Origin of the sequence: Cupriavidus sp. DF5525, assembly GCF_040149425.2 — a bacterium.
GTDB classification, from domain to species: Bacteria; Pseudomonadota; Gammaproteobacteria; order Burkholderiales; family Burkholderiaceae; genus Cupriavidus; species Cupriavidus pickettii_A.
In genome coordinates this window covers 1,775,434-1,786,895 of sequence record NZ_CP168265.1, presented here as the reverse complement: position 1 = coordinate 1,786,895, position 11,462 = coordinate 1,775,434, and the positions used below count along the sequence as shown (strand labels likewise).

Here is an 11,462-nt window from a genome sequence, read left to right as displayed (position 1 = left end):
GCATGAACCTGACCGGAATCCTGTCACAGCTACTCGAGATTGTGATCTCGATCGCGTTGGCGCCACTACTGATCGGCTGGGTCAACCAGTGGCGGGCCTGGCTGCAGAACAAGTCGGCGCCCAGCCTCTGGCAACCGTATCGAATGCTGCACAAACTATTCAACAAGGAATCGGTGGTCGCAGATAATGCGTCGCCGCTGTTCCGCGCCACGCCCTATGTGGTGTTCGGCTGCATGGCGCTCGCTTGCTCTATCATCCCTACCGTTTCCACGGACCTGCCACTGGCACCGGCCGCCGACGCGATCGCCCTGGTCGGCCTGTTCGCGCTGGCGCGGGTCTTCATCTCGCTGGCAGCGATGGACGTTGGCACCGCCTTTGGAACGCTGGGCGCGCGGCGCGAGATGCTGATCGGCTTCCTGGCGGAACCAGCGCTGCTGATGGTGCTGTTCTCCGCCTCGCTGATCTCCAAGTCGACCTCGCTCACCACCATTGTCGAGACGATCGCCCACCGGGACCTGGCCATCTACCCGGGCCTGGCGTTTGCCGGCGTTGCGTTCACCATGGTATCTCTGGCCGAGAATGCCCGAATACCGGTCGACAATCCCGCCACTCACCTCGAGCTGACGATGATCCACGAGGCGCTGATTCTCGAATACTCGGGCCGGCATCTGGCACTCCTTGAATGGGCGGCGAGCCTCAAGCTGTTCGCCTATTCCTGCATCGGCCTGGCGCTGTTCTTTCCCTGGGGCGTTGCCGAAGCGCACGCTCCCCTGGCCATGCTGCTGGCGCTGCCCGCGCTGCTGCTCAAGCTCATCGTGGGTGGGGTCCTGCTGGCGGCGCTGGAGACGGCAAGCGCCAAGATGCGCATCTTCCGTGTGCCGGAGTTCCTGGCCACCGCCTTTCTGCTGGCTGTGATCGGGATGCTGGTCCACTTGCTGCTGGCTCACTGAGAACACGGCAATGACTGCGCTCCTGACCCAGTTTGTCAACCTACTTGGCGCGGTGCTACTGATCCTCGCCTTCGCCATGATCTCGCAGCGACGAATCCTGTCGCTGATCCACCTGTTCACGCTGCAGGGGGCGACCCTGGCGTTGGCCACCGCCGTCGTCGGCTACGTGACGGGCCAGCCGCACCTTTACCTGTCGGCCGGCCTGACCCTGATACTCAAGGTGTTGCTCATCCCCTATCTGCTGCACCGCGTTATCGATCGTCTCCAGATTCGCTGGGACGTTGAGACGCTGATCAACATCCCCACCACCATGCTGATCGGCATCCTGGTGGTGATCTTCGCGTTCAACCTCACCATGCCGATCTCGCGGCTGTCGCTGAAGCTCGCCAGCGGCACGCTGGGCATCGCGCTGGCCTGCGTGCTGTTGTCCTTCCTGATGATGATCACGCGCTCCAAGGCGGTGCCACAGGTCATCGGCTTCCTGGCGATGGAGAATGGCCTCTTCTTCGCCGCCACCGCAGCGACCTATGGCATGCCGATGGTGGTCGAGTTAGGCATAGCGCTGGATGTGCTGATCGGCGTGCTGATCCTGGGTGTGTTTATGTTCCAGATCCGCGAGCAGTTCGACAGCCTGGACATCCGTCACCTTGAGAAGCTGAAGGAGGATTGAGTTGACCGCGCTGGCCTTTCTGCTCGGATTTCCGCTCGCCGGTGGGCTGGTGCTGGCGCTGACGGGACATCGCGAGCGCGCACGCGACATCAACGTCGCCTTCAGCCTGGGCACATTCCTCGCGGCCTGCGTGCTGACGGCGCAAATCGTCGCCGATGGTCCGATGCTGGCGTGGGACCGGGAGTTCTACATCGATGCCCTGAACGTCTTTCTGGTTGCGCTGACCGCGTTCGTGGGCCTGACCACCTCGATTTTCTCGCGGCCGTACATGCAGGTGGAGCACGATCATGGCAAGATGACGCCGCCGCGGCTGCGCCTGTACCACAGCATGTACCAGCTCTTCACCTTCACCATGCTGCTGGCGCTGACGACCAACAATATGGGTATCGTGTGGGTTGCGATGGAGGCCGCCACGCTGACCACGGTGCTGCTGGTCAGCGTCTACCGCACCGCCGCTAGCCTCGAAGCGGCATGGAAGTACTTCATCCTGTGCGGGGTGGGGATTGCCCAGGCGCTGTTCGGCACGGTGCTGCTGTACATGGCCGCCGAACAGGTCATCGGCCCGGAGGGTGGCGCGCTGCTGTGGACCAACCTGGACGCGGTCAAGCGCCAGCTCGATCCCAACATCATCACGCTGGCGTTCGCCTTCCTGTTTATCGGCTATGGCACTAAGGTCGGCCTGGTCCCGCTGCATAACTGGCTGCCCGATGCCCACGCCGAGGGGCCGACCCCGGTGTCCGCCGTGCTCTCCGGCCTGCTGCTCAACGTGGCGCTATATGCCGTGCTGCGCTGCAAGGTGCTGACCGATGCGGCGCTGGGCAATCAGCTCACCGGCCGCCTGATGATGGGGTTCGGCCTGCTATCGGTGGTCGCGGCTGTCTTCTTCCTGATCCGGCAGCGCGACATCAAGCGCATGTTCGCGTATTCGTCGATCGAGCACATGGGCATGATGACCTTCGCCTTCGGCATGGGCGGGCCGATCGCCAGCTATGCCGGCCTGCTGCACATGACGGTGCATTCGCTGGTCAAGTCGGCAATCTTCTTCGCCGTCGGCCACGCCGCGCAGAAGGCGGGCACGCAAGTCATGGACGACATCCGCGGGCTGATCCGTGTCAGTCCCACGGTCGGCTGGGGTCTGATGTTGGGGGCGCTCGCCATCCTGGGCATGCCGCCGTTCGGGGTCTTTGCCAGCGAGTTCCTGATCGTCACGACCGCCATGCGCGAGCAGCCGTGGGCCACGCCCTTCCTGCTGCTCGCACTCGGGTTGGCGTTCGCCGCGGTGTTCAGCCGGGTGCAACCGATGGTCTTCGGCGACACCACGCTCAAGCCCCTAGCGCATCCGCCAGCGCTGGTCCCGGTGTTCACGCACCTCGCGTTGGGGCTGATGCTGGGCCTCTATATTCCGCCGTATCTCGACACTTGGTACCGGCAGGCAGCCGCAATGCTGGGGAGCTGAACCGATGACACTGTCCGATCCCGGCCTCGACCTGGAGCGGCTGTCCGCGCCGCTGCCAGTCTGGCACGGCCAGGTTGGGCCAGACGGCTGGTCCGCCACGGCCCGTGCGGTGGCGGACGCGGGCGGGCGCCTCGTTGCGCTGTGGGGCATCGACCGGGGTGCCGTCGGCGGTACGTTGACGGCATGCGTGACGTACGCCACGCCGCGGGGACTGATATGGCTCGAACTGCGGCTTGATGGTATCGCACCCGCGGTGCCGGATCTGGCCGGCATATTCCCATGCGCGGGCCGGATGCAGCGTGCCATGACCGACCTGGTGGGTATCGCCGTGCAGGGCAACCGCGATGCCCGGCCCTGGCTGGACCACGGCCGCTGGCCGCCAGGGGCGCGGCCGCTGCAAAGCGGCGCGCAGGCGGGTGCGGCCACGGCCGGCAAACTACCTGCCGACTATCCTTTCGTGCGTGTGGAGGGCGACGGGGTGCACGAGATCGCCGTCGGCCCGGTGCATGCCGGCATCATCGAACCCGGCCACTTCCGCTTTTCCGTGGTCGGCGAGAAGGTGCTGCGGCTGGAAGAACACCTGGGCTACACGCACAAGGGCATCGAGCGGCGTTTCACCGAACTGCCGCCGCTCGAGGGCTACCGGCTGGCCGGCCGGGTCTCGGGCGATTCCACCGTGGCTTTTGCCTGGGCCTATTGCATGGCCCTGGAGTCAGCCTGGGGCTGCGCGCCTCCGCCCCGGGCAAACTGGCTTCGCGCCCTGATGCTCGAGCGCGAGCGCGTAGCCAATCATCTGGGTGACTTAGGGGCGCTGGGCAATGACGCCGGACTGGCCTTCGGCCTGGCGCAATTCTCGCGCTTGCGCGAAGACTGGCAGCGGCTGTCCGGAGAGGCTTTCGGTCACCGGCTGATGATGGACGCCGTGGTGCCGGGCGGCGTTGCGCGCGACCTGACGCCAGCCATGCTTGAGCGCCTGCGTCAGCAGTGCGACCACATCGAGCGGGAAGTACGCGTGCTGCGTGCGGTGTACGACGAGCATGCGGGCCTGCAGGACCGCTTTCTTGGGGCGGGCCGCGTCACGCCACGGCTTGCCGCACAGCTTGGGCTTACCGGACTGGCCGGACGTGCCAGCGGTCACGCGGCGGACCTGCGCTGCGACCATGCCTGGCTGCCCTACGATTGCCTCGCCGTGAAAATGGCCACGCACCGCGGCGGCGATGTCGCCGCCCGCGTGGCGGTGCGATTCGATGAGGTGTTGGAGTCGCTGCGACTGATCCGTGCCATCTGTGCAGGCCTGCCTGACGGCGCCGCGCGAATCGTGCCGCAAGCGCCCAGCGGTGCCGCCATCGGGGCAGGATGGGTGGAGGGCTGGCGTGGCGAAGTCCTCGTCGCGCTCGAACTTGCCGATGACGGCAGCATCCTCCGCTGCCACTGCCACGACCCGTCGTGGCAGAACTGGCCGGTGCTCGAACACGCCATCATCGGCAACATCGTGCCGGACTTCCCGCTGATCAACAAATCCTTCAACCTCAGCTATTCGGGGCACGACCTCTGATGTGGCAAATCCTCAGGCAGATCGCCCGTACCGGCATCGTGACTGAGCCTGCTCCGCCCAGCGCAGCGGACGAGGCGGCCACCCAGCGCATTCACCGGGAACTGCTCGACATTCTCGGCCAGGCGCTGACGATCCGGCAGGTCGACGCAGGCTCGTGCAATGGCTGCGAGTTGGAGATCCACGCACTCGGCAATCCTTACTACAACATCGAAGGCCTGGGCATCAAGTTCGTCGCCAGCCCGCGCCATGCCGACATGCTGCTGGTGACCGGACCCGTCTCGCGTCATATGGAAGAGGCCCTGCGGCGTACCTATGCGGCAACCCCGGAGCCGAAACTGGTGGTGGCGGTAGGCGACTGTGGCTGCACCGGCGGTATCTTTGGGGAGAGCTATGCAAGCTGCGGTCGTGTCGCCAACGTGATCCCGGTGGACGTAACCGTGCCAGGCTGTCCACCGCCGCCATTAGAGATCATCCGCGGGATTCTGAGCGCCGTGCGGCAGCGGCAGCGGCAGACCAATCCTGCACGGCGCTAGGGATGTTGCTCGCCAGGGAGCCTTGTAAGCGATGCCCTGCAATTCGCCAAGTTTGACCCAGCCCACAATCGTCGACACCGCTTGGCAACCTGAGCAGAATGCCCCGCCGCAAAGCATCGCCTGCACTGCCACAGCGGCACCTCGACTATGTCCTTGAGAACTGGGGCCATCTAATAGCACGACTGCCTAACGCGCGTCGCGCCATGTGAAGCGGACCGCGTGCGAACGCCAGGGCAACTAGCCCTTTCCTACTACGTATCACCCACGTTCCTTCGCCGCCAAACCAGGCGCGCCGATCTTCGGTTTGGTGGCGTAGTCCACCTCGTACTGCTGCAGATAGTCGCGGATCATCTGGCGAACAATCTGAGATGGCGTCTGGTCCTGGGCGGCACAGAGCGCCTCAAACGCCTTCTTCTTCTCCGGGTCGATCAATACGGTCAGGCGAGCGGTCTTGGATTCCATGCGTTCTCGAGTGTCATGGTATGATAATAACATTATCATTATATACAATTGCAAGGCTTACCACGTATCCCGCCGACATGAACTGTCGTGATGCCGGAGCGTAAGCAAAACTGCATGCCAAGCACGCACACGCGGCACCAAATATGGATGAGCCTTTTGGTTCACTTTTTTCGTTGAGGGCACAGTGGTAGAAGTGACCATAGAGGTGGCCGCAAAGGATGGGCTTCAGGCACGGAATTCCGCGCGACTGGCGTTCACGGCCAATCAGTTTGAGTGCGAGATCCTGCTCACCAGCGGCCCCTGGGTCGCAAACGCCAAGAACGTGATGGAGGTCATGCGGCTGTCCGCTCCGGCGGGGACGCATATACGCATCCAGGCGGACGGCGTGGACGAGGCCGCCGCTGTCGTTACCATCGCGGCCTTGTTGAGGGGGGATGCGCTCCCCAAGTCTCTCTAATGGAAACGAACAGATGCACGCGGACCGCTCCTCGTTCGAGGCCTATCTGAAATTCCTGGCCGAGGCGAGCAGCGACGGTACGCCCCAGGTGTTGGAAACCCAGCACGCGCTGTCGCTGCATTTCGACGCACTGGCCACCCAAAGCTTCATGTCTCGCAAGGATCCCGACAAGCTCGTGCTGGGTTACACCAGAACGATGATGGGCTTCCTGCTGTTGCACCCGACTCCAACCAGAATCTCGATGATCGGCTTGGGTGGCGGTTCACTTGCCAAATACTGCTACCGGCATCTACCCAACACCAAGGTTGTGGCAATTGAAATCAATCCGGCGGTCATCGCCTTGCGCGAGCAGTTCCAGATCCCGCCGGACGACGAACGACTCGAGGTGGTTTGCGCGGATGGCGCCGAATATGTCGCGACACAGAATGCGCGTCCAGACGTCATCCTGGTGGACGGCTTCCTGGCCGACGGGATGCCGGTACAGCTAGGCACCGCGGACTTTTATGCCGCCTGTCATGCACGCCTGGCCGATACCGGCGTGCTGGTCGCGAATTTTCTCGAAAGCGATCCCGATATCCCGTTCTATCTGGAGGAAGTCAGCGCCGTGTTCGGCAAATCAATGTCGATTTCTCTTTCCGAAGACAGTGCTAACTACACACTGTTCGCCTGGAAAGGGGCACACAAGCTGCCCGCTCTGGAAGCACTGATGGCGCGGGCGCGCATCCTGGAAACGGCGCATTCGCTGAACCTGACTGCAGCCGCTCACCGTCTGAAACGCGGCGAGCGTCTTGCATCGGATCGTGCCGCCTGGCCCAAGCTGGCAAGGCAGCAGGTCCGGTATTGACAAGCCCCCTTCCGCGCAAGTCTCCTGACCAACGCAACCATGCCAATCCTGTACTTGCGTAAGCTGACCGGGAAGGAGCGCAGTCCCGACAGCAATCGGCAACTGGCCTGCTACCTGGCCTTTGTTGCCGGAGCGACCAACGCAGGCGGCTTCCTCGCCGTGCAGCAGTACACCTCGCACATGTCGGGGATCGTGTCCGCCATGGCTGACAACCTGGCGCTTGGCAGTTTCTGGCTGATGCTGGACGGGCTGGGGGCGCTGCTGTCATTTCTGGCGGGCGCCGCGTGCTCAGCGGTGCTGATTAACTGGGGTCGGCGCGAGCACCTGCATAGCGAATACGCATTGCCGCTCATGCTGGAAGCCGCGCTGTTGGTGTGTTTTGGCCTGCTTGGAAGCAATCTCGAGCACCATGAATGGCTGTTCGTGCCGGCAACGGTCATGGTGCTCTGTTTCATCATGGGCTTACAAAATGCCATGGTCACCAAGCTGTCGAACGCCGAGATCCGCACCACGCACGTGACCGGCATGGTCACGGACATCGGCATAGAACTGGGCAAGCTGTTTTATTGGAACTTGTCCAGAGCCGACTCGAGCAAGCCACCTGTGCTCGCCAATCGGCACAAACTGCGGGTACTCATCACGCTCGTCGCATTGTTCTTCGTCGGCGGCGTCATTGGCGCCTTGGGGTTCAAGCACGTCGGGTTCAGCGCCACGCTTGTGCTGGCAACCCTGCTGCTCGCCCTCGCGGCAGTCCCTGTGCTCGACGATGTGCGTCTGCACTTGTGGCGATGGGACCTTCTGCCTCATTTGGCCGCACGCTCCCGGCGTTGGGCTCGCGCAGTCAAAGAAGATGCGCACGCGGTGTGGCTAGCCGCGCAAGATCCCCGCACGCCATGGTATGCGAAAGCGCTAGCCTTGCTGGTCGCCGCCTATGCCTTGTCGCCCATTGACCTGATTCCGGATTTCATTCCAGTGCTCGGCTATCTGGATGACGTGGTGGTGGTGCCTCTCGGCTTGTTGCTAGCAATACGATGGATTCCGGTTGAGGTGATGCGCGAACATCGCGCTGCGGCTGCGGCCGCGGCATCCGCCAGCCGCCCCGTCAGCCACGTCGCGGCGCTGGTGATCGTGACGCTCTGGGCCATTGCCGCGGTGTCGGCATTGATCTGGCTCGTGCAACATCTGCCCGGGCGGGGAGGCAAATGATAGGACGGCCCGATCAGGCACAGCCATCGGCCAGTTCCACAGCGAGTCGCGGGCTGGCTGACGCCGGGAGCAGAAATGATGCGCGTTGCGAACGCCTCAGGCGGGAGCGAGGCACTGGATCGCGCGTGAGCGCGCATGAAATGAGCGAGAACCTACGTACGAACCTGCTTGCGCTAATCGCCCTTGGCAAAGAACGCGGTTTTCTGACGCGTGGTGAGCTGAGCGATCAGCTACCCGATTGCGACGAAACATCAGGTGCCATCGACCGGACGCTGGCGATGCTGGCCGATCTCGGCATCGAGGTCGTCGACCGAGCGCCAGCGGAAGCTCCAGCATGGCTGACCCAGGATGCCGCACCATCCGCAAATGAAGAGGATGTCGCAGAGGAAGCCGCCGCGGCCATCACGCAGAGCGACGGTCGCTTGACTCGCACGACGGATCCCACGCAGATGTACCTGCGCGAGATCGGTGCGATCCCTCTTCTGACGCGCGAGGAGGAGGTGGCCATCGCCCGGCGGATCAAAGACGCATTGGCGGAAATGATGGCGGCGATGGTGGCTTGCCCAGTCGTGGTTTCCGAACTCCTGGCGATGGCCGACCGGGTCGCCTGCAATGAGATGGCATTTGATGATCTGGTCGACCACATTGTGGAGCCGCAAGCCGAGGCAGGCGGTAGCCTGCTACCAGAAGCGCAGGTGCAGACCGATGCGGAGCTGGAGAATGACGACGCAGGGCTCGACGATGGCGATCCGGTGCCGACGACGTCTTCTGAAAGTGAATCACTGCGCTGGCGGGGCATTGCCTTTGAAAGGTTTGCAGCGATCCGGCGCCAGGCCGATGCGTTTGCCAGTGTCGCTCGCTGCCCAAAACTCGACCCCATCCAATATGTCAGGGGGCTGGCCACCCTCCAATCTGAGCTTGCGGCATTCCGCTTTAGCCCGCCCGCCATTGCGGAGCTCACGCAGATCCTTGAAGCGTTGATCGGGGAGGTTCGTCAAACGGAGCACCACGTCGCCGAGATCCTGATCGACCAATGTGGCATCACGCGCGAAGTGTTTCTAGAAGGATTCAGAGATCAGGCCGCAAATCTAGACTGGATGAAAGCGCTCGCGGCCGAGCACCCCGCCATCCGCGCTCACCTGATCAGATGGACGCCTGAAGTGCGAGCGCTTCAGCAACAGTTGCGTGCCCTGGAGGCCCGCGCCGCGATGCCGTTGGGAGATCTGCGGGAAACCGCCAAACGAGTCGCGAAGGCGAAGACGAAAGCCCTGCAAGCCCGGTCCGAGATGATCGGGGCCAACCTCCGACTGGTGGTCTCCATCGCCAAGAAATACCAGAATCGGGGCTTGCCGTTGCCGGATCTCATCCAAGAGGGAAATATTGGACTCATGCGCGCCGTAGACAAATTCGATTACCGGCGCGGCTACAAGTTCTCAACCTACGCCACCTGGTGGGTTCGGCAGGCGGTCATACGTGCCATCGCCGACAAGGCGCCCTCCATTCGTATACCGATGCATCTTGTGGAGGCCATTGGCAAGATCAATCGCCATTCACGCGAGATTTTCAGGGACACCGGCGCCATGCCAACGCCGTCGATGTTGGCTGCGCGTTTGGCGATGAGCGAGAAACAGATCAAATCCATCCTGAATGTCGTCAAGCAGCCGATCTCGCTGGAGACCCCATTGGGGGAAAGCGGGGATGCCCTACTGGGGGATACCTTGGCTGACGAGGGCGCGATATCCCCAGTCGACGCGGCGGCCCAAGTGGCACTCCAGCAGGAAATGGAAGCCGCCCTGGCAAGGCTGACCCCGCGCGAGGCGAAGATCTTGCGCATGCGCTTTGGCGTAGGGCTGCAGACCGACTACACGCTGGATGAAATTGGCGCGCAGTTCGGCCTGACGCGCGAGCGCATCCGCCAGCTGGAATCCCAGGCATTGCGAAAGTTGCGCAAACCTGAGATGACGGCTCGGCTCGATGGCTTCGTAGAGAGAAAAACATGAGTGACGAACAGTATCACCGTGCCGTGGACCTGATCCACTTGCTGTACGCAGCACTGGTCGGCCTGGTGACGCCCGGCGGAGGCAAGGAAGCCCGTGAACTGGCCGAGAGCGCCATGCAAGAGGCGTCGGAATTCCTCGGACTATCACCGGGGGAACGGTAGTTGAACTCGTAGCGCGCAACCTTTCGCGACCTCGGCTCGCTCCTGACCGACTGTCTGATTTCTACACCAATGAATTGTCAAAAGATCAGATTTCTTCGCTCACGAATTCCCACATTCGCGTGCACCCCCGGATGTCATGACTGTTGTGGTCCTGTGACAACCTCAACGGAGGAAATGTCGAGGCTTCCGGTCAAGAGCGATGCCGAGCACGAAACTGCGCTGGCAAACCTAAGTTGCCCTCATCTTGATACCAAGGGATGCAGCGTGTATTCGGAGCGCCCGTTGATTTGTCGCTTGTTTGGAACGACCCCAAGGCTTGCCTGCCCGAACGGAAACCGGCCGGACAAAATGATCGATCCGGACATTGAACAAGAGATTCAGCGCTTCTTTCTAGAGACACGTCACGTGCTGGTCTGACTGAGGTAAGAGGCCACAGGCGGTAGGCAACAACGGGGCGCAGGCGATGCGCTATCGTAAGGCCGCCCGCCTTGCGCAGCAGAGCCAATGCTGGCGGCCGGCAATGCCGGTGGTATCTGGGCCTCGGGCTCCAGACCAATTAGGCGCTGGATGAGATCGGGCGAGAGTATGGTCTATCGCGCGGGTGCATTCGCCAATCGAATCCGAGGCGTTGTGCACGTCGAGCAAACCGGGCACGCGACGCCTTTCGATATCTATCGCGAGCGCATCATGTGTGAACGCGCTCCTTCAAACAACGGCTTTGAGGACGTCCGCTGCCCGGTCCGCCTCTGCCTGCGAGTCAACGGCCACGTACGCGACAAATTGCGTACCGATCACCGCCGCTGAAAAGCCACGGAGGTTGATCCCCGCTTCGGCTAGGTCCTCGGTCATTGCAACGGCAAGCCCCGGCCGATTGCTGCCCAGGATGCGAACACAGTGCTGCTTCTGCGCGATATCGAATCCTGCCACGGCCGCCGCCACCATTTCCCGATCCCCCTGCAGCGGTGTGACAAACACGACGCCTTCGCCAGGCCTGTCTGGACTGCGCCGTGCAATGATGAATTGCAGGTCGGCCCCCACATCGCGCAGGGTCGTCAAGATCGCGGCCAGGCCGCCCGGCTTGTCCGGGATGCTCGCCACCCAGACTTCAACTTGTTCCACGAGCAGTTCCATCGTCGTTTCTCCTAGCCCTACTCGTTCGGTGCAAGAG

Annotated in this window: 13 protein-coding genes; 11 read left to right on the top strand and 2 right to left on the bottom strand. The window is 62.7% G+C overall.

Going from position 1 to position 11,462, the window contains the following annotated elements; translation table 11 throughout:
- Nucleotides 1-2 precede the first annotated feature (2 nt).
- From ABNX08_RS08435 to ABNX08_RS08415, 5 genes are read left to right on the top strand one after another with little or no spacing between them, the layout of a single operon-like run.
- Nucleotides 3-950, top strand: a complete 948-nt coding sequence (locus tag ABNX08_RS08435; protein WP_022534749.1) for a respiratory chain complex I subunit 1 family protein — start codon at nt 3-5, stop codon at nt 948-950.
- Nucleotides 951-960: 10 nt separating this feature from the next.
- Nucleotides 961-1,620 carry a formate hydrogenlyase gene (locus ABNX08_RS08430; RefSeq protein ID WP_022534748.1) on the top strand — a complete coding sequence of 220 codons (660 nt, stop codon included), beginning with the start codon at nt 961-963 and terminating at the stop codon, nt 1,618-1,620.
- A gap of 1 nt (nt 1,621) precedes the next feature.
- The gene (locus tag ABNX08_RS08425; RefSeq protein ID WP_022534747.1) at nt 1,622-3,076 is read left to right on the top strand and encodes a hydrogenase 4 subunit F; all 1,455 of its coding nucleotides are present in this window, start codon (nt 1,622-1,624) and stop codon (nt 3,074-3,076) included.
- A gap of 4 nt (nt 3,077-3,080) precedes the next feature.
- On the top strand, nt 3,081-4,631 hold the full coding sequence (locus tag ABNX08_RS08420; RefSeq protein ID WP_022534746.1) for an NADH-quinone oxidoreductase subunit C: 1,551 nt from the start codon (nt 3,081-3,083) through the stop codon (nt 4,629-4,631).
- On the top strand, nt 4,631-5,164 hold the full coding sequence (locus tag ABNX08_RS08415; protein ID WP_022534745.1) for an NADH-quinone oxidoreductase subunit B family protein: 534 nt from the start codon (nt 4,631-4,633) through the stop codon (nt 5,162-5,164). The genes ABNX08_RS08420 and ABNX08_RS08415 overlap by 1 nt, the downstream gene beginning before the upstream one ends.
- 258 nt (nt 5,165-5,422) lie before the next feature.
- On the opposite strand, the gene ABNX08_RS08410 is transcribed toward ABNX08_RS08415, so the two are convergent.
- Nucleotides 5,423-5,626: a ribbon-helix-helix protein, CopG family gene (locus tag ABNX08_RS08410; RefSeq protein ID WP_013959508.1), complete on the bottom strand. Its 204-nt coding sequence runs from the start codon at nt 5,624-5,626 to the stop codon at nt 5,423-5,425.
- A 184-nt stretch (nt 5,627-5,810) separates the two neighbouring features.
- On the opposite strand from ABNX08_RS08410, the gene ABNX08_RS08405 reads away from it, so the two are divergent.
- From ABNX08_RS08405 to ABNX08_RS08380, 6 genes are all read left to right on the top strand, one after another.
- Entirely contained in the window at nt 5,811-6,083 is a 273-nt protein-coding gene (locus ABNX08_RS08405) for an HPr family phosphocarrier protein (protein ID WP_022534743.1), read from the top strand.
- Nucleotides 6,084-6,096: 13 nt separating this feature from the next.
- Entirely contained in the window at nt 6,097-6,927 is an 831-nt protein-coding gene (locus ABNX08_RS08400) for a fused MFS/spermidine synthase (RefSeq protein WP_022534742.1), read from the top strand.
- A 39-nt stretch (nt 6,928-6,966) separates the two neighbouring features.
- Entirely contained in the window at nt 6,967-8,133 is a 1,167-nt protein-coding gene (locus tag ABNX08_RS08395; RefSeq protein WP_022534741.1) for a DUF1275 domain-containing transporter, read from the top strand.
- 125 nt (nt 8,134-8,258) lie between these two features.
- A complete protein-coding gene (gene rpoD, locus ABNX08_RS08390; protein ID WP_349605082.1) occupies nt 8,259-10,133 on the top strand; it encodes an RNA polymerase sigma factor RpoD in 1,875 nt (624 codons plus the stop codon).
- Nucleotides 10,130-10,294: a hypothetical protein gene (locus ABNX08_RS08385; protein ID WP_022534739.1), complete on the top strand. Its 165-nt coding sequence runs from the start codon at nt 10,130-10,132 to the stop codon at nt 10,292-10,294. The genes rpoD and ABNX08_RS08385 overlap by 4 nt, the downstream gene beginning before the upstream one ends.
- 69 nt (nt 10,295-10,363) lie before the next feature.
- The gene (locus ABNX08_RS08380) at nt 10,364-10,711 is read left to right on the top strand and encodes a YkgJ family cysteine cluster protein (protein ID WP_349605083.1); all 348 of its coding nucleotides are present in this window, start codon (nt 10,364-10,366) and stop codon (nt 10,709-10,711) included.
- A 288-nt stretch (nt 10,712-10,999) separates the two neighbouring features.
- On the opposite strand, the gene ABNX08_RS08375 is transcribed toward ABNX08_RS08380, so the two are convergent.
- Nucleotides 11,000-11,425 carry an ACT domain-containing protein gene (locus ABNX08_RS08375; RefSeq protein WP_022534738.1) on the bottom strand — a complete coding sequence of 142 codons (426 nt, stop codon included), beginning with the start codon at nt 11,423-11,425 and terminating at the stop codon, nt 11,000-11,002.
- Nucleotides 11,426-11,462: the final 37 nt, after the last annotated feature.